Origin of the sequence: Nitratireductor arenosus, from assembly GCF_009742725.1 — a bacterium.
Taxonomy (GTDB): domain Bacteria; phylum Pseudomonadota; class Alphaproteobacteria; order Rhizobiales; family Rhizobiaceae; genus Mangrovimarina; species Mangrovimarina arenosa.
Map to the genome: position 1 here is coordinate 538,051 of NZ_WPHG01000001.1, position 18,842 is coordinate 556,892.

Annotated in this window: 19 protein-coding genes; 10 read left to right on the forward strand and 9 right to left on the reverse strand. The window is 61.4% G+C overall.

Annotated features, from left to right (window positions below; all coding sequences use genetic code 11):
- Positions 1-2 precede the first annotated feature (2 nt).
- Together GN330_RS02570 and GN330_RS02575 are read right to left on the reverse strand one after the other, a co-directional pair.
- A complete protein-coding gene (locus tag GN330_RS02570) occupies positions 3-1,328 on the reverse strand; it encodes a UbiD family decarboxylase (protein WP_156711087.1) in 1,326 nt (441 codons plus the stop codon).
- 21 nt (positions 1,329-1,349) lie between these two features.
- Positions 1,350-2,096: a histidine utilization transcriptional repressor HutC gene (locus GN330_RS02575; protein ID WP_343040354.1), complete on the reverse strand. Its 747-nt coding sequence runs from the start codon at positions 2,094-2,096 to the stop codon at positions 1,350-1,352.
- A gap of 338 nt (positions 2,097-2,434) precedes the next feature.
- On the opposite strand from GN330_RS02575, the gene GN330_RS02580 reads away from it, so the two are divergent.
- The 7 genes from GN330_RS02580 (at position 2,435) to GN330_RS02610 (ending at position 10,081) form a co-directional block, all read left to right on the forward strand.
- Positions 2,435-3,925 (forward strand): aldehyde dehydrogenase, encoded by a 1,491-nt coding sequence (locus GN330_RS02580; protein ID WP_156711089.1) that lies wholly within the window; start codon positions 2,435-2,437, stop codon positions 3,923-3,925.
- Positions 3,926-3,940: 15 nt separating this feature from the next.
- A complete protein-coding gene (locus GN330_RS02585; RefSeq protein ID WP_156711091.1) occupies positions 3,941-5,647 on the forward strand; it encodes a thiamine pyrophosphate-binding protein in 1,707 nt (568 codons plus the stop codon).
- Between the two features lie 106 nt (positions 5,648-5,753).
- Entirely contained in the window at positions 5,754-6,776 is a 1,023-nt protein-coding gene (locus GN330_RS02590; protein WP_156711093.1) for an ABC transporter substrate-binding protein, read from the forward strand.
- 97 nt (positions 6,777-6,873) lie between these two features.
- A complete protein-coding gene (locus GN330_RS02595) occupies positions 6,874-7,959 on the forward strand; it encodes an ABC transporter ATP-binding protein (RefSeq protein WP_156711095.1) in 1,086 nt (361 codons plus the stop codon).
- A 4-nt stretch (positions 7,960-7,963) separates the two neighbouring features.
- Positions 7,964-8,821: an ABC transporter permease gene (locus GN330_RS02600; RefSeq protein ID WP_156711097.1), complete on the forward strand. Its 858-nt coding sequence runs from the start codon at positions 7,964-7,966 to the stop codon at positions 8,819-8,821.
- Positions 8,818-9,612: an ABC transporter permease gene (locus tag GN330_RS02605; RefSeq protein WP_343040196.1), complete on the forward strand. Its 795-nt coding sequence runs from the start codon at positions 8,818-8,820 to the stop codon at positions 9,610-9,612. The genes GN330_RS02600 and GN330_RS02605 overlap by 4 nt, the downstream gene beginning before the upstream one ends.
- 88 nt (positions 9,613-9,700) lie before the next feature.
- Positions 9,701-10,081 (forward strand): Rid family hydrolase, encoded by a 381-nt coding sequence (locus tag GN330_RS02610; protein ID WP_156711098.1) that lies wholly within the window; start codon positions 9,701-9,703, stop codon positions 10,079-10,081.
- A 109-nt stretch (positions 10,082-10,190) separates the two neighbouring features.
- Here the strand turns inward: GN330_RS02610 and hutC are convergent, their stop codons facing one another.
- Positions 10,191-10,964, reverse strand: a complete 774-nt coding sequence (gene hutC / locus GN330_RS02615; protein WP_343040198.1) for a histidine utilization transcriptional repressor HutC — start codon at positions 10,962-10,964, stop codon at positions 10,191-10,193.
- 374 nt (positions 10,965-11,338) lie between these two features.
- The gene (locus GN330_RS02620) at positions 11,339-12,127 is read right to left on the reverse strand and encodes a DUF3108 domain-containing protein (protein ID WP_156711101.1); all 789 of its coding nucleotides are present in this window, start codon (positions 12,125-12,127) and stop codon (positions 11,339-11,341) included.
- 269 nt (positions 12,128-12,396) lie between these two features.
- Here GN330_RS02620 and rpmB point away from each other — a divergent pair, with 269 nt between their 5' ends.
- Positions 12,397-12,696, forward strand: coding sequence for a 50S ribosomal protein L28 (rpmB, locus tag GN330_RS02625; protein ID WP_156711102.1), 300 nt, complete (start codon positions 12,397-12,399; stop codon positions 12,694-12,696).
- Between the two features lie 94 nt (positions 12,697-12,790).
- Positions 12,791-13,411 (forward strand): VUT family protein, encoded by a 621-nt coding sequence (locus tag GN330_RS02630; protein ID WP_156711104.1) that lies wholly within the window; start codon positions 12,791-12,793, stop codon positions 13,409-13,411.
- Positions 13,412-13,424: 13 nt separating this feature from the next.
- Here GN330_RS02630 and GN330_RS02635 read toward each other — a convergent pair whose 3' ends face one another.
- The 5 genes from GN330_RS02635 to GN330_RS02655 all read right to left on the reverse strand — a co-directional run bounded on the left by GN330_RS02635 (position 13,425) and on the right by GN330_RS02655 (position 18,412).
- A complete protein-coding gene (locus tag GN330_RS02635; protein ID WP_246188473.1) occupies positions 13,425-14,390 on the reverse strand; it encodes an esterase-like activity of phytase family protein in 966 nt (321 codons plus the stop codon).
- A 62-nt stretch (positions 14,391-14,452) separates the two neighbouring features.
- Positions 14,453-16,372: a cobaltochelatase subunit CobT gene (cobT, locus tag GN330_RS02640; protein ID WP_246188537.1), complete on the reverse strand. Its 1,920-nt coding sequence runs from the start codon at positions 16,370-16,372 to the stop codon at positions 14,453-14,455.
- Positions 16,369-16,716: a GFA family protein gene (locus GN330_RS02645; protein WP_156711109.1), complete on the reverse strand. Its 348-nt coding sequence runs from the start codon at positions 16,714-16,716 to the stop codon at positions 16,369-16,371. Before GN330_RS02645 ends, cobT begins: the two co-directional genes overlap by 4 nt.
- Positions 16,717-16,727: 11 nt before the next feature.
- Positions 16,728-17,714: a cobaltochelatase subunit CobS gene (gene cobS, locus GN330_RS02650; RefSeq protein ID WP_156711111.1), complete on the reverse strand. Its 987-nt coding sequence runs from the start codon at positions 17,712-17,714 to the stop codon at positions 16,728-16,730.
- Between the two features lie 83 nt (positions 17,715-17,797).
- Positions 17,798-18,412, reverse strand: a complete 615-nt coding sequence (locus tag GN330_RS02655) for a J domain-containing protein (RefSeq protein WP_156711113.1) — start codon at positions 18,410-18,412, stop codon at positions 17,798-17,800.
- 118 nt (positions 18,413-18,530) lie between these two features.
- Between GN330_RS02655 and GN330_RS02660 the strand changes: the two genes are divergently transcribed.
- Positions 18,531-18,833 (forward strand): BolA family protein, encoded by a 303-nt coding sequence (locus GN330_RS02660; protein WP_156711115.1) that lies wholly within the window; start codon positions 18,531-18,533, stop codon positions 18,831-18,833.
- Positions 18,834-18,842: the final 9 nt, after the last annotated feature.

Below are 18,842 nucleotides of genomic sequence, written 5' to 3' on the forward strand. Positions count from 1 at the left end.
GGTCAGACGCCTCCGAACCAGTCGGAAAGACGGATGTCGTTCACCATGCGCAGCCGCTTGCGCTCGAACTCCTCCTCGCGTCCCCATGGTTTGGTCGCGTCGACCAGAAGCCGGCCCCAATGGTCCTTTGCCTCGTCGCGATAGAAGGACGGGGTTTCGGGAATGATCATCATGTCCTTGTCCGGGCGGCAACGGGTCAGGATCGCCCACTGAACATCGTCCATGTCGTAGAGGTTCACGTCGGTATCGACGACGGTGATCTGCTTCGCCCAGATCGGCTCGGCGCCGATGGTGGCGAGCATAACCTGTCGGGCATGGCCCTCGAACTGCGGTTCGATCTGCACGATCGCATGATTGACGAAGGGCTGGCAGGTGACGTTGACGATGCCAGGAAGTGCAGCGCTGAGCCGTTGATAGATATTGGCCGAAACGGAAAGCTCCAGCGTCAGCACCTCTTCGGGAGAGCCGCAGAGGATCGAGTGAAACAGTGCATCCTTGCGCACGGTCACGCCAAGCACTTCGAAAACAGCGTTGGGGCCGACGGGAACGTAATAGCCCATGAATTCGCCGAACGGCCCTTCCGGGCGGCGTTCATCGGGTAGGAAACGTCCCTCGATCACCACCTCGGTCTCGGCAGGAACCTCAAGATCGATGTGATTGCACTTGCGCATGGCGATCGGGCGTCCGCGCAGGCGGGCGGCGACTTCCAACTCGTCCACATCATAGGGCAGCGGTGCGGCCGCTGTCAGGAAGGCCTGGGCGGGCGGGCCGATCAGCATGGCCGCCTCCAGCGGCTTGCCCATCTTCTCGGCCTTTTCGTGATAGATTGTCAGATGATGGCGCGGCGCGAGACGGCACCTCAACTCGTTGTCGCTGACAAACATGGAACGGTGATAGGAGAGGTTTCCCACACCCGTCTCGGGGTCTTTTGCGATGAACATTGCCGAGGTGAAGTAGGGCGCGCCGTCGCGATCGGAGTAGGTGATCAGGGGCAGGTCGGAGAGCCTGACTTCTTCGTACTCGGGAAGCTCGTTGGCGGAGACGAGCGGTTCCTTCATCTCGGCGGTAGCGAGTGAGGCAAGGCGGCTCCACTGGCGACAGAAATCGCTTGCGTCGATTCCGATCACATCGCCCAGTCTTTCACGGGTGCTGTAGACGTTGGTAACCACCGGAAAACGCGAGCCCTTCACATTGGTGAACATCACAGGCTTCGCCCATTTCTTCTGGGCCAGATGCGTGACGGCGGCCAGTTCATGCGCGGGATCCACCTCACGCTCGACGACCAGAAGATCGCCCTGTTCCTGCAGTTTCCGGACGAACTCTCTCATGCTGGGCTCCTTGCGGCGGGCTTATCTGCCCTTGCGGGGGGTGGTTATAATGCGATTGGTGCGCGCTTCATGGGTCGAGCGGAGCCGATAGCGGTCGCCGGGATAGATGAAGCGGCTGCGGGTGACGGGAATCCCGTCGCGCCAGGTATATCGGTCGAGCAGGAGGCAGGGCTGGCTGCCGTCGATCTGAAGATGCCGGCGGATTTTCTCATCGGCACGGATCGCACGGATTGTGTTGTCGACCGATGTGACGACCGTCTCGCGCAGCAGCCAGGCATGCGGCGTGTTCTGGCTGAAATCCTGATCTATGTAGCTCGGCGCCTCTGCGGCGTTGACGTAGCGTTCTTCGAGCTGGATCGGCGTGCCGTCCTCCAGGTGCAGGAGGCGGGAGTGAAACACCACTTCGCCGGGCGGAAGTTGGAGCATGTTGCGACCGAGACCGTCCTTGTCGAGAATCCCGTGTTCCAGCACAAGGCAGTTGTGCGCACCGCCAGATAGCGTGATTTCCTCCGAGATGTCGGAGAGGTTGAAAACGGCGCACTGCATCCGTGGCCCGATGACGAACGTACCCCGGCCCTGGGTTCGAAGGAGCACTCCGTCGGACTGCAATTCACGCAGCGCGCGGCGCACCGTAAGACGGGAAGCGCCGAATTCTTCCGCCAGTTCGTCCTCGGGAGGAAGTTGGAAGTCGGCAGGCCATTCCTCGGTTTCGATCCGTCGGTCGATCGCGGTCTTGATCTGCTCATAGAGGGGTAAATCAGGCTGCACTTTTGTATCCAAAATGATATCATTATCCTTCTGCGCATTCACATATCATATCCCTTCCAAAATCAAGGCCGTTTTGACGATTTGGCTCTTGGCCGAAATACGCGTGCATTTTCAAAGCCATTTTAGGACTATGCTGCTCGATTTTTAACCGCGATTGGCAATCTGGCGCGAAAGAACCATGATTTTTCGGGACGCTTTGATGGCAATGCCGATAATAAATATATCGCTTGACACAGATAACACATATCATTTTGTATGTGAAAACACATCAGTGATGGCGGGCAGCCTGATACGGCTTTAGGCTCCCACCTGCACCGGCGCTGCGATAGGGAGCGATCATGCCTGCTGAAGACTTGCAAAAATTGTCCATGTATATCGGCGGTGAATGGGTTCCCCCGGCCTCCGGCAGCTATATCGAGACGGTCGATCCTTTCACGGGCAAGCCCTGGGCTTTGGTTCCGCGGGGCAACGCCGAGGATGCCGACAGGGCTGTCCGTTCAGCACACAGTGCCTTCACCGAAGGGCCCTGGAGGCAGATGCATCCCACCGAGCGCGGCCGTATCATTCAGCGCTTTGCGACCCTTATCGAGGAACATGCCGATTCTCTCGCTGAGATCGAGGTGCGCGACAATGGCCGCCTGCTCGAAGAGATGAAGCATCAGATCCGCTACATCCCGCGGTGGTATCACTATTATGCCGGCTATGCCGACAAGATCGAGGGCACCGTTCATCCCTGTGACAAGCCGGCACTGAGCTTTTCGCGTCATGAACCGCTTGGAGTATGCGTCGGGATCGTGCCGTGGAATGCGCCTCTTCTCCTGTTCTCGCTCAAGGCGGCGCCGGCGCTTGCAGCGGGCAATACACTGGTGATGAAACCCGCCGAAGTCACGTCGGCGACAGCACTCAAGCTGATGGAACTGGTCGAAAAGGCCGGCTTCCCGAAGGGTGTCATCAACGTAGTAACGGGCTATGGCCCGGAGGTAGGAGAGCCGCTTGTCACGCATCCGCTGACCCGGCATCTCGGCTTCACCGGTTCGACAAAAACTGGCTCCCATCTCTATTCGCTCGCGGCGAAGGACATTAAGCGGGTCAGCCTCGAACTCGGCGGCAAGTCCCCGAACATCGTGTTCGCCGATGCCGATCTCGACAATGCTGTGCGCGGCGTAGTCGGTGGCATTTTCGGTGCGGTGGGGCAGACCTGCATCGCCGGTTCGAGGCTTCTCGTGCACCGGTCGGTTCACGACCGGTTCCTGGAAAAGCTCGTGGCCTTCACAAAGACGGCCCGCCTCGGCGATCCGCGGAAGATCGAAACCCAGATTGGTCCCATCGCCAACAAGATGCAGTATGACCGCGTGCTTGGCTACATTGACACCGCCCGCCATGAGGGAGCCGAGCTGATCCTCGGCGGCAAACGTCCCGATCAGGAAGAATGCAAAGACGGCTTTTTTATCGAGCCGACTATTTTTGCGAGCGTAAACAACGACATGCGTATCGCCCGCGAGGAGGTCTTTGGACCTGTCCTGGCAACCATTCCCTTCGACGAGCCCGAAGAAGCGCTTGCCATTGCCAATGATAGCGAGTTCGGCCTCGCGGCGGGGGTTTGGACTGCGGACATGCGGCTTGCGCTGAAGATGTCGGAGAGGCTGGAGGCCGGCAGTGTCTGGGTCAACACATATCGCGACATTTCCTACACCACCCCCTTCGGTGGCTACAAGAAGAGCGGTATCGGCCGGGAGAACGGCGTCGCCGGTATCTATGAATATCTGCAGACGAAGGCTGTCTGGCTTTCGACCGCCGACGAGATCGCAAACCCCTTTGTCATCGGCTGAGGCCCAGGTGAAGTGATGAGAACAGGTGCTGAGATTCTTGCCGACGAGCTTGCTCTGAACGGAGCGGGGATCGTTTATCATGTGCCCGGCGAGAGCTTTCTTGTGGCGCTTGACGCGCTGTCTACCCGTCACCCGGACATCCGCACCATCAGCTGTCGCCACGAAAATGGCGCGGCGCAGATGGCGGAAGCGCACGGAAAGCTGACCGGCAGGCCGGGTGTCGCGTTCGTCACGCGCAGCCCCGGTGCCACCAATGCGGTGAACGGGGTGCACACCGCCTTTCAGGATTCATCCCCGATGGTTCTGATCGTAGGTCAGGTCAAGCGCTCGATCCTCGAGCGCGAGGCCTTCATGTCCTACGATTTCCGCACGATGTTCGCACCGATGGCGAAATGGGTTGCGCAGATCGACGATGCGGCGCGCATTCCCGAATTCGTTCAGCGTGCCTGGGCAACCGCCCTTTCCGGGCGCAAGGGGCCCGTGGTGCTTGTCGTCCCTGAGGATGTCATGGAGGAACGAACTGAAGTTGCGTCTTCGGTCCGACCGGCCAGGCCTTCGCACGCCGGCACACCGGCAGCAGAAGATCTTGAGCGGATATTTTCCATGCTTGCCGAAGCGGAAAAGCCTCTGGTGATCGTCGGCGGCTCGGACTGGAGCGAGGCCGCGCGTGAAAGCATTCAGCAGTTTGCCACAGCCCTTGGCCTGCCGGTCGTGACCACATTCCGGCGGCGCGACATCATCGATCACCGGCTCGACTGTTATGTGGGCGAGATCGGCATCGGCTCCAACCCGGCTTTGCTGGCCAACATCCGCGAGACCGATTTCATCCTGACGCTCAACGATGCGCTGAGCGACGTGAACACCATCGGTGCGGGCTACATGGAGGGTTTCACCCTCTTCTCCATTCCGCATCCCAGGCAAAAGATTGTTCACGTGATGGCCGACGACGGCGATCTGAATCGGGTGTTCCAGGTCGATCTGGCGCTTGTCGCAGACAACGAGAGCTGTGCGCGGGCCCTGGCCGAATATCCGGCCACGCCGCGCAGCAAACACAGGGAATGGAGCGCAAAGCTGCGCGCGACATTGATGGAAGAACGTGTACCGCAGCCCTGCCCAGGCAAGATCGACCTGCCGGGGGTCATGAATTGGCTGCGGGTTCGGTTGCCCGACGAAGCAATCGTCACAAATGGTGTCGGCGCCTATGCCACATGGAGTCAGCGCTATTTTCCCCATTATCGCTTGCACACGCAGTTGGGGCCGATCAGCGGTTCGATGGGGTATTCCCTGCCGGCGGCGATCTCGGCCAAGCTCACCCATCCCGAACGGGTGGTGGTAGATTTCGTCGGCGATGGCTGCTTCCAGATGAGCAGCGAGGAGTTGGCGACCGCCGTTCAATACGGGGCCAACGTCATCATCGTCCTCTACAATAACGGGCTTTACGGCACGATCCGCATTCACGAGGAAAACCGGCTGGAGGGGCGTGCCAACGGCACCGATCTGGTGAACCCGGATTTCCTCATGCTTGCCAGGGCCTATGGCGCCCACGGCGAGCGGGTGACCACGACCGAGGAATTTGCGCCCGCTTTCGAGCGTTGCCTCGCCGCCGGCAAGCCTGCGCTCATTGAAATGGTGATCGATCCTGAAGCGATCCACTGCCGCTACTCGCTGAGCGACCTTCGAGCAAGGCGCGAAGCGAAGGCGCGTGCAAAGGGAGAAACCTGACGGCGTCGCCGCGTACCAACCGATTTGCCGAACCCGGCGCAGAAACGGGTCGGCGCGAGATCGGGCGGAAGCCTCCGCTCGATTTATCACCCCAGAGGAGCTAACGATGAAAACTAGACATATTCTTGCAACTCTCGCTCTGACAGTCTCCTGGTCCGGAATGGCGGCCGCAGACGATTGCATGCTGCGCGTTACGACGTGGGGCGGCAGCTATCAGGGCACCTACGAATCCGTAGCGGCGAAGTTCGAGGAACAGTACAACTGCAAGATCGAGTGGGTGGTGGGCGCAAGCCCCGACCATCTGATCAAGGCCCGTCTCGGCCAGGTTGACGTTGTGACGAACACCCTGCTGAATTCGATTGCGGGTGAAAAGGAGGGGCTATGGCTTCCTCTGGATCCGGCCAAGATCCCCAACATGGCCAATCTCTATGAGAACGCGATTTATTCTAAGAATACGATCTTCGCGAATGTGGGCGACTACGTTCTGGCCTACAATTCAGACAAGCTCTCCGAAGCGCCGGCCAGCTGGGAGGACCTCTGGAAACCCGATTACAAAAACAGCGTCGTTATCTATGGCGCCGATCACATCCCCACGCTCAGCCTGATGGTGATGAAAGCCGAGCAGAACGGCGGCGGCATCGACAACATGGAGCCGGGCATCGACCGCATGGCCGAGTTGATCAAGAGCGGGAATCTGATCGGTATGCTCGACGTGGAAAGCCAGATGGTTTCCCTGTTTGAAACCGGGGATGCCGCGCTTGGCATGCTGGCCACCGGCCGCATGAAGGATCTGCTGTCGAAGGGCGCCAAGAATATTAGTTTCGTGCGTCCGGAAGAAGGCACCTTCCCGTTGATCACCAGTGTCAACATTCACAAGGATGCGACCAATCCGGATATGGCCGCCAACTTCGTCAACTACATTCTGAGCCCTGAAGTTCAAGTAGCCTTCGCCACGCGCAATCTCTACGCGCCGACCGTGAAGAACGCCGAAGTGCCCGAGGACTTCGAGTATCGCGAACTGCTCGTGCGTAACGAGGCCTTCGGCCGCCTGTTCCTGCCGGATCAGGAAAAAATCACCGCCAACAAGGCGGATTGGCAGCAGCGCCTGAACCAGAAAGCAAAGCGTTGATCGGCTAATGCCCGGCGGCCCGCAAGCCGGGCCGCCGACTTCGCACATACGTCACGATAGTCCGCAACGACCAGGCAGGACCGGGATAAACGCAGCCATGTCTGATGATGCCATTCAAGTCTCCGGGGTCGTGAAGCGCTACGGTGCGGCTACTGCGGTGGACAATGTCTCTTTCAATGTCGCCCAGGGTGAATTCGTTTCGCTGCTTGGCCCCAGTGGTTGCGGCAAGACCACCACGCTGAGGATGATCGCGGGGTTCGCCGAACCCACCGCCGGCACTTTCCGCGTCAACGACCGCGATGTTACCCGTCTGCCGCCTGAAAAGCGCGAGTTGGGCTTCGTCTTTCAAAATTATGCGCTCTGGCCGCACATGACGGTGGCTGAAAATGTGGGTTTCGGCCTGAAACTGCGAAAGAAGAGCCGTGCGTTCATCGCCGACAAGATTGCTGAGTCTCTCTTCGTAACGGGCCTTTCGGGCTACGAGGATCGGCTGCCGCGTCAGCTTTCGGGCGGCCAGCAGCAGCGCGTAGCGCTCGCACGCGCCCTCGCACTGGAGCCGCAGGTTTTGCTGATGGACGAGCCGCTCTCAAATCTGGACCGCGCCCTCCGCGTCACCATGCGCCGCGAACTCAAGGAGCTGCAGGCGCGGATGAAGATGACCACGCTATATGTGACCCACGATCAGGAGGAGGCGCTGTCTCTTTCCAACCGTGTCGTGATCATGAACAAAGGCAGGGTCGAGCAGATCGCTGCGCCCTACGAGCTTTATGAAAACCCGGCCACAAGCTTCGTCGCCGATTTCGTAGGTATAACCAATTTCCTGGAAGGCTCGGCCGTCGGTGTGGATGGCGGGTCGATGGGGGTCAGGTTGCGTTCCGGCCAGGTGCTGCGTGCCGCGGCGAAAACTGCCGTCACGCCGGGTGCCGAGGTTCGAGCGCTGATCCGGCCCGAGCGGGTGACGCTGACAACGACGCCCATCGAAGGAGAAAATATTCTGGCGGGCCAGCTCATCCTGTCGGAATATTTCGGCGCGGTGCTGCGGTACTCCGTGCGGCTCGACGGTGGCGAAATCCTGCGCGCGGAAGTGCACAATTTCGACAGTTTCGTTGAGACGGGCGCCAAGGTTTGGATATGTGTTCTGCCGCAGCACCTGCGGGTTATTTCGCAGGAAGGGCAGGGCTGACAAGATGCGCCGCGTTCTTCCTCCTCTCGCACCGGCCTTGATCGCGCTGCTGATCTTCGTTGCCTTTCCGATGCTGTGGGTGCTGCGCACCAGTTTCAACGAACTGGAGGCAGGAGCCTATATCGTCGATGCGATGACACTCGACAACTACACGCGTTTCCTTGGGGACAGCTGGTATCTTATCAACACGCTGTGGTTCTCGATACGGATCGCCCTCATTGCCACGCTGATCTCGGTGGTTTGTGCCTATCCGGTGGCGCTCTATGTCACCCGGACCTCGGGCCTCCAGCGCAATATCCTTCTGGCGCTGATCATGGCGCCTCTGCTGATTGGCCTGGTGACCCTGGTCTATGGCTGGATCGTCATTTTTCGAGGCGGCGGACTTTTGAATTCGCTGATGATCACGCTGCGGGTCTACGACCAGCCCGTTCGCTACATGTGGGACATCAAGGGGGTGGTGATCCTCCTCGTATACATCGGCGCGCCCTATGTGGTGCTTTCTCTGCTCGATTCCATCGAGCGCATCAGTCCCTTCCTGGTGGAAGCCGCGCGCAATGTCGGCGCCAGCCGCTGGACGGCCTTCTGGAAGATCGTCTTCCCCCTGACTATGCCCGGGCTCTATGCCGGAGTCGTCATCGTGTTCGCCTTGAATTTCTCGGCCTTCGCGGTGCCGCTGATGATCGGCGACAGCAATACGCAGATGATCGGCTTGATCGTTTATCGCGAGGCGCTGCTCAACAACGACCTGCCGTTTGCTTCAGCGCTGTCGGTGATCATGGTAGTCGTGAACGCGCTGATCCTCATGGGAATGGCAGTGCTCTTCGGTCGCCTTATCCTCAATCGACTGGAGGTAAAACGGTGACCCGTTTCGACTTCGGTACGGTCGCGCTGCGGCTGATCACGCTCCTCATGATGACGTTCCTGGTTTTTCCGATCGCGGTGACCCTCATCGTGGCGGTCAATCCGCGGGAATTCATCCTTCCGCCGAACGGATTCACGCTCGATTGGTTCAAAGCCGCGTGGAGTTCGAAAACCTTCCTACGTGGCATGGGGGTGAGTCTCGTTCTCGGGATCGCGGCGGCCTTCCTAGCGAATGTGCTCGCGTTGCCGGCCGCCATGGCGCTGGTGCGCAACAATTTTTTCGGTAAGGCGGCGATCAATATCGTCCTGATGTCGCCGCTGCTTATTCCAACTACGATCTTCAGTCTCGCGCTCTATATCTATTTCGTGCGTATCGGCTACGGTTCAGGCCTTCTGCCGCTGCTGGTGGGCCACACGGTACATATCATGCCTTATGCCCTGCGCATTCTGACCGCGAGCCTACACAATCTGGACCCTTCCTATGAAGAGGCGGCGCGCATTGTTGGGGCCGGGCGCATACGAACGCTGTTCTCCGTAACGCTTCCGGTCATCCGCACGGGGCTGATCTCAAGCTTTGCCCTCTGCTTCATTCTCTCTTGGAACGACTTCCCGATTTCGGTCTTCCTCGCCCCACCCGGCTGGACGCCTCTGCCGGTGGAACTCTTCTCCTACATCAAGTTCCAATACGATGCCGTCGCGGCAGCGCTTGCAGGCTCGTTGATCCTGCTGTCGGCCCTGGCGATCGTGATCATTGACCGGTTGGCGGGGTTGCGACGCGTGCTGCGCTCCTGAATGGAGTTATGAAGCAGGGCCGCTGGACAGATATCTCGAACTCTCACGCAGCACGCGCCCATAAGTGGCTGCGACAAAGGAGGTTTTTTTGAAGAACCGCATATTTGCCGGCGTTCCCTCTGAAGAACTTGCTGGCTACGCCAATGCTGTGGTCGACGGTACCACGATCCATGTTTCCGGCACCACAGGCCGCGACCCAGTTTCGGGTGTTTTTCCTGAGGATGCGGTCGAACAGGCGAGGAACTGTCTCGCGGCGATCGACTCTTCGTTGCAGCGGGCAGGTGCGAGCCTTGCGAACGCGGTAGTCTGCCGTGTGTATGTCGTCGATCTGGCCAGTGCGGCGGCGGTGACGCCCGTATTGGGCGAGGTCTTTCGCGAAATCCGACCGACGAACACGTTGCTGATCTGCCAGATTCCGGCCGCAGGCGCGAAGGTGGAGATCGAGATTACGGCCTCAACCGCTTCGTGACCGGCAAGGTGCGGCGGTTTGGGTCGCCGTCGGCTTCGCGACGCCGGGCGGCAACCTCGTTGTTCGTCCGCATTGCGGGTCGATGGCCCAGGGTATGAAGTATGGCCTCTTAGCGGATTCTTCTCGACGAGTTCGATGGCGTGACGGCGGGGCGCAGTGAGCCTTGGGGCGCGCTTGCCTCGTGGGCGCTGCGCAGTCGATAGCGATCCCCGGGATAAAGAAAGCGACTGCGCGTGACGGGAACGTCCCCATACCATGTGCGCCGATCTAGAAGCAGGCACGGCTGGTTGGAATCGATCTGCAGAAGTGCGCGTGCTTCCTCGTCCGGACGAACGGCGCGGATCGTGTTGTCGACGAAAGTGACTTCGGTTGTGCCCAGCAAATACGCATGCGGCGTGACGCGCGTGAAGTCCTGCTTGAGGTAGTCAGGTGCCATCGCTGCGTTGACGAAGCGGTCCTCGAGTTGGATCGGGGTGCCGTCCTCCAGGTGCAGCAGGCGTGAATGAAAGACGTCGAGGCCAGTTCTTGTGGGTAGAAGGTTGGCGAGTGAACTATCGGAGGGGAGCACCCCCAGGGACACCACCTTGCTCAGGTGAACGCCGCCGCCTTCCTCGATTTCCTCGGATACGTCCTGGAGGTTGAAGATTGCGCATTGCATGCGCGGGCCGATCACGAAAGTGCCCCTTCCCTGGATGCGGACCAGCATGCCTTCGGTCTGGAGTTCACGCAAAGCCCGCCGGACCGTCAGCCGTGAAGCGCCGAACTCTTTTGCCAGCATCTCTTCTCCCGGGAGTTGAAAATCTGCGGGCCATTCCTGTTGCTGGATGCGCTTCTCAATCACCGTTTTGATCTGCTCGTAAAGCGGCTGACCAGGTTGGCTCACGTCGTTACTCCGTAGAAATCATGTTCCCAAAGGGCTTGAACCGCGCCGGATTTGCCGGAGGCTGTTTGGTTTAAGTTATGCTGCCACGGCCGGTTGATCCAGCGTGGCGTAATAGCGTTCCTCGGCTTCGGCCGACGGGATGTTGCCGATGGGCGCGAGCAGCCGGCGATATCCGCCGGGATAACGCACGCACTAGAACGCTGGGCGTGCCGTTCAATCGCTGCTCGACGTGAGCGCCGCAATCTCCGGCTTCAGACACAATCCCAGGAATCTCTTTGCATTTTCCTTGTTGGACGCGCTTTCGAGAACGCGGACACCCCCTGTTGCATCGTCGCCGTGGAGCCGCAACAATTTGTCCCGGTGAGGCTCCACATTTAGTCCAGGAGCTCGAAGCGCTTCGTTTCAAGAGTGAGCGTGCCCACCTTGGTCTGCGCCGTCACGCCGACGGGCGCATAGACGCCGGTGGCACCGATCTGCGCGAAGGCGATCCGGATCTGGCTGTTGTCGCGAATGTAGCGCAGCGAACGATTGTCGCGACGATAGCCGGACACCGGAACGAACTGCGCCCGGCACACCACGGTGTCGCCCTGATACCCCTTTGCCGACAGCGTACCGCGCCCGGCGGGCGAAAGGCGCAGATCTGCCCGCAGCGCGCCGTCGAAAACGCTGATGGTGCGGTTGCACACATCGGCCTCGCGATCCGCCGGCACGAGCGTGGCCGACAGCGGGTCGGCGACGTCGACCAGATCGGTCGCGCCATGCGGTACCCAGTCGTCGCGCTTGGTGTTGACCGGCGGCGCGTTCACCGCCTTGTAGACCCGCCCGTCGGCAAACGAAATCTGGGTGCGTTTCTTCTTCTTGCCGCTTTCATAGTCGGCGACATACCCTTTCGGACGCGCTCTGTCGTTGTCGAAGCGGCCCACCGCCGTGATCGTGCCCCGCGTGTCGTCGAAAATCCTGGCCAGCCCGGCGCTCGACACGCGCCCCTCGACCTTGAAACTGTCCCGACTGACCGAGGACGAAAAACTCGAACGCGCGATCACGACGCCATAGATCGTCACGATCTGCTCGACGCGCATCGAATGCGGTTTTTCGGCGCGCGCGGTCGCCGCGCTGAAAAGTGCGGCGAAAACGATCGGCAACAGCCAGGTCTGGGGACGCAAATGACCCACTCCGCAATTCGGCCGGGACGAACGGCCCGCATCCCCCTCAATGTCCTAACACCACGAATCGGGCCTATCTGTGAACGGGCCGCGTGGGTATTGGGTAAACGGACCGGTAATTGCCTCATATGCGCGCTGGCGCTTGACGGTCAGCGCAAATCCCACTATGGGAGGCCGACTTTTCCGAGAGGCCGCCTTGAAACGTCCGCGCGCCACATGTTGATGGTGCGGTTCGGACTTTGGCCGGTGTCGAACCGAAGGTACGAATTATGTCCCGCGCTTGCGAACTGACCACCAAGTCCGTGCTTTACGGCAACAATGTAAGCCACGCCAACAACAGGACGCGGCGTCGCTTCCTGCCCAATCTCGTCAATGTGACGCTGATGTCGGAGACGCTGAACCGCAATGTGCGCCTGCGCGTGTCGGCGAGCGCGCTGCGCACCGTCGAACATCGCGGCGGCCTCGATGCCTTCCTGCTCAAGGCTGATTCCGGCGAGTTGTCGCCCAAGGCGCGCCTGCTGAAAAAGCAGATCGTCAAGAAGCTCGACGAAACGCCCGTACCGGCCTGACATAGTCTTTCGAGGCGGGGGACAACCGCCTTACCCGGGCGCCGTGACGCAAGCCGCCGCGGCGCCCACTGGTTCCATCACCCAGGCTAAAAAAATGACACGCTTTGCCTCCATTGCCCCGTTCGTGCTCGCGATGACCGCCGTCGTCGCGGCCTCCAACTATCTGGTCCAGTTTCCCTTCGCCCATTTCGGGCTCGCGGATATCCTGACCTGGGGCGCCTTCACCTACCCCGTCGCCTTCCTGGTCAACGATCTGACCAATCGCCGCTTCGGCCCGGTCGCCGCGCGCAAGGTGGTGCTTGCGGGCTTCGTGCTCGCCGTCGCCCTGTCGGTCTGGCTCGCAACGCCCCGCATCGCGATCGCCTCAGGCAGCGCCTTCCTGGCCGCCCAGTTCCTCGATGTGGCGATCTTCGACCGGCTACGCAAAAATGCCTGGTGGCAGGCGCCGTTCGTCTCCACCGTGCTCGGCTCGGTGCTCGACACGCTGCTGTTTTTCTCGATCGCCTTTGCCGGGGTCTTCGCCGGCCTCGACGCCGTGTTCGGCATGGAGGACGGTTCGCTGGCCTTTCCCGTCGCCTTTCTGGGCGCGCAGGTGCCGCTATGGGTGTCGCTGGCGGTCGGCGATTTCGGCGTGAAGATCGGCGTCGGGCTTGTCATGCTGGCGCCCTACGGCGCACTGCTTTCGGTGCTGAAGCCCGCCCCCGCCACACGATAGGGACACCCCGCCCTCATTTGTCGTGCAGGCGGAACTCCAGATAGAGATTGCGCTGCAAGATGGAGTGGTTGTCGTCGGAAATCAGCGACACCATGACGGCGCCGTCGGCGCGGCGCCACACGTCGAGCCCTTCCATATTGTCGATCTGATAGCCCATATCGGCTTCCAAGAGCACCGGCCCGTCGGCCACCCTGCCCTTGCGGATGCTGTCGCCGTCGATGCGCTTCAGCCGGATCGCCACGCCTTTGGCGACCGAGTAGCTGCGCTCCAACAGCAACAGATCGCCATCCGGCAGGAAGGCGCCGTCGGTGATGTCGAAATCGCCGCTGCGCCGGACAGTGAAAATGCCGCTGGTCGGCCCTTCGAGGATCGCGGCGAAGATGTCGCCGTTCCGGTCGAGGCTCTTTTCGGAAATGACGATGCGCGCGCCCGCATGCGGCCCTTCGGCCGGCGCGTAAAGCACGGTCTCGAAACCGCGATTGCGCCTCAATTCGTGGGCCGGCACCAGAAAATCGAGGTCGCCCAGCGGTCCCGTCATATCCCTCGGGGTCAGGCGGAACTGCGAAATCCGGTGCGCCCGTTCGAAGCCGACCGTCGCCTCGTCGCCCTTTACCGCCAGCCCCTCGGCGTCGGTGGTCCATTTGCGGCCGATGACATCGCCCTTGTCGTCGACCATCTGCTGCAGGGTGAAATCGGCGAAGCCGGAGGGCCGGCCCGCCTCGTCGCGCATGACACGGCCGAAATACCAAAAGCCGGTATCGGTAACGCCCGCGAACCGCTGGCCCGCGTCGAGGAAACGGATCGCCGACATGGCGCCGAAATTCCAGGAGTCCGAACCGAGTTCCAGCCCGCCGACGAATTCGAGCGGGCCGAAACGGGTTTCGCTCGAACCGAGCTTGAATTGATGGATCGGCCGTGCGCTGATCTCGGCCTGTTCCACCGGCGCCGGCTGCGCCTGGGCGTCGGTGGAAAGCGTCAATCCGGCGACCGCGACGCCGACCGCAAACCGGACCGTCCGAAGCCAGCGTCTGGCCAACGCGGTCAGCCCGCCCGCCGCATCGCGGCCCCGCCACGGCGATCACCCTGGCCGGTCTCTTCCTCGAACAGCGAGGCAAGCTGTTCGGTCATTGCGCCGGCGAGTTCCTCGGCATCGACGATGGTGACGGCGCGGCGGTAGTAGCGCGTGACGTCGTGCCCGATGCCGATCGCGATCAGCTCGACGGGCGAGCGCGTCTCGATCATCTCGATCACGCCGCGCAGATGCCGTTCGAGATAATTGCCCGGATTGACCGACAGCGTGGAATCATCGACCGGCGCGCCATCGGAGATCATCATCAGAATGCGGCGCTGCTCGCGCCGGCCAATCAGGCGGTTATGCGCCCACAACAGCGCCTCGCCGTCGATGTTTTCCTTCAGCAGGCCCTCGCGCATCATCAGGCCGAGATTGCGGCGCGCGCGCCGCCACGGCGCGTCGGCGGATTTGTAGATGATATGGCGCAGATCGTTGAGCCGGCCCGGATTGGCCGGCTTGCTGTCCTTCAGCCACTTCTCGCGCGCCTGCCCGCCTTTCCAGGCCCGCGTGGTAAAGCCGAGGATCTCGACCGAAACGCCGCACCGCTCCAGTGTGCGTGCGAGAATGTCGGCACAGGTCGCCGCAACCGTGATCGGCCGCCCGCGCATGGACCCGGAATTGTCCAGAAGCAGCGTGACGACCGTGTCGCGGAAATTGGTGTCGCGCTCCTGCTTGAACGACAGCGGCTGCATCGGATCGATCACCACGCGCATCAGCCGCGCCGTGTCGAGATAACCTTCCTCCAGGTCGAAATCCCAGGAGCGGTTCTGCTGTGCCATCAGCCGCCGCTGCAGGCGGTTGGCAAGCCGGCCGACCACGCCCTGCAGATTGGCGAGTTGCTTGTCGAGAAAGGCCCGCAGCCGCTCCAATTCCTCTTCGTCGCACAGATCCTCCGCGCCGATCGTCTCGTCGAAGGCGGTGGTGAACACCTTGTAGTCGAAATCGGGCGGAAGCGACGTATAGGGCAGATCCGGCCGCTTCGCCTCACCGGGCGTTTCGGCGTCGTCGACATCTTCGTCAGACAGGTCGTCTGAGGACGCGTCGGTCGATTCGCTCTCGCCGGCCTCTTGATCCTCCTCGGATGCCTCGCTGTCGTCGGACTGCGAATCCTCGCTGCCCTGGTCCTGGTCGTCGCCCTCGTCGCTCTGATCCTCGCCCTCTGGCGGGTCCTCATTGTCCTCGCTGTCCTGGGTTTCCTCCTCGTCGCCCAGTTCCTCGGCCATTTCCATCGACACCAGCATGTCGCGCACCGTGCGGGCGAACGCCGTCTGGTCTTCCAGATCGCCGGCGAGCCGCTCGATATCCGCGCCGGCCTTGTCCTCGATCCAATCGCGCCATAGATCGACGAGGCGTTCGCCGCTCTGCGGCGTCACGCGACCGGTCAGTTTCTCGCGCACCACCAGCGCGATCGCCTCCTCGATCGGCGCATCGGCCTGCTCGACGACCGCACCCAGATTGGCCTTGGAATATTTGTCTTCCAGCATCAGCGCCAGATTGTCGGCCACGCCGGTCATGGCGCGCGCGCCGATCGCCTCGACCCGGGCCTGCTCGACCGCGTCGAACACCGCGCGCGCCTGCTTGCCCTCGGGCGCCAGGCGGGAGTGCACGGCATTATCGTGGCAGGCGCGCCTGAGCGCCATCGAATCGCCGATACCCCGCGTCACCGACAGCTCGTTCGCCGTCGGCCGCTTGGTGAGGTCGGGCAACCGCGCCCTGTGGCCGGCCAGCGCCGGCTTATCCTTTGCGAACGCGATCTCGAGCTCGCCATCGCCCGAAATCGCGCGCATGCACACCGAAACGGCGCGCTTGAACGGATCAAGCGACGCTGTGTGGGGCTGTCCTGGCTTACGGTTCGATTGGCTCACAGGCGTGTTTTTCTGGCCATTCAGAGCGAACGGCCATCGACTTCATGAATGTTGATCGCCCCCACATCAACCCCGTCGAGGCAACGCACATTGACCGCCACCATCCGCGTTCCGTCGGGCATCGCGCCGCGACCGAAGGATTGCATACCGCAGGTGGAGCAGAACAGATGCTCGATCTTCTTCGCGTTGAAGCGATATTCCGTCAGGTTGTCGGCGCCCTTCTCGATCGTGAAATTGTCTGCCGGCGTGAAAGCGAGGACGCTGCCGCGCTTGCTGCAATAGGAACAATTGCAGGTGATCGGGCTGGAGAGATCGACCTCGACCTCGTAGCGCACCGCGCCACAATGGCATCCACCCTGATAACGCATCGGTTTCTCCTTTAGCCCAAAACCACGTTGGCGGCCGATTCCTTCAACTCCTCTCCGAAGGCGCGCTGGTAGAACTCGGCCACGAGAGCCCGTTCCAACTCGTCGCATTTGTTGAGGAAGGTGAGCCGGAAAGCGTGACCGACATCGCCGAAAATCTCGGCGTTCTCGGCCCAGGTGATCACCGTACGCGGGCTCATCACCGTTGCCAGGTCGCCATTCATGAAGGCCGAGCGCGTCATGTCGGCCACCCGCACCATCTTGTTGACGATGTCGCGGCCCTTGTCATTGCGATAGTGCTTGGCCTTGGCGAGCACGATCTCGACCTCGTTGTCGTGCGGCAGATAGTTGAGCGTGGTGACGATCGACCAGCGGTCCATCTGCGCCTGGTTGATCTGCTGCGTGCCGTGATAGAGTCCGGTCGTGTCGCCAAGGCCGACCGTGTTCGCGGTCGCGAACAGGCGGAAGGCCGGGTGCGGGCGGATAACGCGGCTCTGGTCGAGCAGGGTCAGGCGTCCGGACGATTCCAGCACGCGCTGGATCACGAACATAACGTCCGGGCGGCCGGCATCGTATTCGTCGAAACACAGCGCGACATTGTGCTGGTAGGCCCAGGGCAGGATACCGTCGCGGAACTCCGTCACCTGCTTGCCGTCCTTGAGCACGATCGCGTCCTTGCCGACGAGGTCGATACGGCTGACATGGCTGTCGAGGTTGACCCGCACGCACGGCCAGTTGAGCCGGGCCGCGACCTGTTCGATATGGGTCGACTTGCCGGTACCGTGATAGCCCGAGATCATGACGCGGCGGTTGAAGGCGAATCCGGCCAGGATGGCGAGCGTGGTGTCCCGGTCGAAGAGATAATCGGGATCCACGTCCGGGACGTGCTGATCGGCGGCCGAATAGGCCGGCACGACCATGTCCGAGGAGAAGCCGAACATATCCTTCACCGAAACGGTCGTGTCGGGAAGATTGGCGATGTCGCGATCGATCTTGTTCATCATGCCTCCAGCGCGCCGGAACCCTTCGGGCGTCGCCGTTTGTTTCTTACGAATTCGGGGGCAGTGCTTACCAGACCTTGGCTTCAACAGAAACCGGATTGTTTGAGCACCCGGTAGGCCTGGATCACGTCGCGGAACCGGTCTTCCGAACCCCGGTCGCCGCCATTCGCATCCGGATGGTGGCGCTTTACGAGTTCCTTATAGCGCGCCTTGATGTCCGCGCCAGTCGCTTTCTCGTCAAGCCCAAGCGTTTCCAGCGCCTTGGCCTCAAGCGGCTTGGCCTTGCGCGCACGCGGACGAGACGGCTCGGCGTCGCCGAAAAGGTTGAACGGATCGCGCACCCGACGATAATAGCCCGCCCGGCCGGAGCGCTTGTCCGCGATGTCGGGGCTGGACCGGGTCGCGGACTTGGCGCCCATGGCCCAGGTCGGGCGATGGCCGGTCAAAGCCTCTTTTTGATAACGCGCGACCTCGCTGTCGGCGAGGCCGGAGAAATAATTGTAACCCTTGTTGTATTGGCGCACGTGATCCAGGCAGAAGCAGAAATACTCGCCCTCGCGCAAACGCCCGACCGGCGCGCGATGCAGGCCGGCCTCGCCGCACCCGTCCCACTGGCAGTCCGGCGCACCCGACTTCACCTTCGCCTGGGGATCGGGGCGAACGCGAATGCGGTCAAAGAGTTTCGAATCCAGTTTCATGCCCGACCGATTATGGGGGCTTCCGCCCCGGAAACAAGAATTGACATTTGCACAACGTTCCCCCTACCCCGGTGATTTGCGCATTCCGGCCCGAAACAGGTCGCACAGGAGACCCCGCATGAGCCTTCAATCCGCGATCGAAACCAAGCTGCGCGCCCGCTTTTCGCCCGAAAGCCTGACCGTAATCAACGAAAGCCATCTTCATGCCGGCCATCATCACGTCGACGGCGGCCACGAGGCGGTTTTCGACGGCAGCGGCGAAACTCATTTCCGGGTCCGCATCGTGTCGGATTTTTTTGCCGGCATGAGCCGGGTCGAGCGCCACCGCGCCGTCAACCAGGCGCTGGCCGACGAACTGAGCGCCGGCCTGCATGCGCTCGCCATCGAGCCGACAGCGCCGGGCGAAAACACACGGCGCTAAAACCCAGGC

What these genes read in the sequence shown, in the direction of transcription:
- cobS (WP_156711111.1), bottom strand. Translation starts at nt 17,714, where the DNA reads ATGAACAAGATCGATCGCGACATCGCCAATCTTCCCGACACGACCGTT.
- GN330_RS02570 (WP_156711087.1), bottom strand. Translation starts at nt 1,328, where the DNA reads ATGAGAGAGTTCGTCCGGAAACTGCAGGAACAGGGCGATCTTCTGGTC.
- GN330_RS02585 (WP_156711091.1), top strand. Translation starts at nt 3,941, where the DNA reads ATGAGAACAGGTGCTGAGATTCTTGCCGACGAGCTTGCTCTGAACGGA.
- GN330_RS02590 (WP_156711093.1), top strand. Translation starts at nt 5,754, where the DNA reads ATGAAAACTAGACATATTCTTGCAACTCTCGCTCTGACAGTCTCCTGG.
- GN330_RS02655 (WP_156711113.1), bottom strand. Translation starts at nt 18,412, where the DNA reads ATGAAACTGGATTCGAAACTCTTTGACCGCATTCGCGTTCGCCCCGAT.
- GN330_RS02595 (WP_156711095.1), top strand. Translation starts at nt 6,874, where the DNA reads ATGTCTGATGATGCCATTCAAGTCTCCGGGGTCGTGAAGCGCTACGGT.
- GN330_RS02580 (WP_156711089.1), top strand. Translation starts at nt 2,435, where the DNA reads ATGCCTGCTGAAGACTTGCAAAAATTGTCCATGTATATCGGCGGTGAA.
- GN330_RS02630 (WP_156711104.1), top strand. Translation starts at nt 12,791, where the DNA reads ATGACACGCTTTGCCTCCATTGCCCCGTTCGTGCTCGCGATGACCGCC.
- rpmB (WP_156711102.1), top strand. Translation starts at nt 12,397, where the DNA reads ATGTCCCGCGCTTGCGAACTGACCACCAAGTCCGTGCTTTACGGCAAC.
- GN330_RS02645 (WP_156711109.1), bottom strand. Translation starts at nt 16,716, where the DNA reads ATGCGTTATCAGGGTGGATGCCATTGTGGCGCGGTGCGCTACGAGGTC.
- GN330_RS02660 (WP_156711115.1), top strand. Translation starts at nt 18,531, where the DNA reads ATGAGCCTTCAATCCGCGATCGAAACCAAGCTGCGCGCCCGCTTTTCG.
- GN330_RS02600 (WP_156711097.1), top strand. Translation starts at nt 7,964, where the DNA reads ATGCGCCGCGTTCTTCCTCCTCTCGCACCGGCCTTGATCGCGCTGCTG.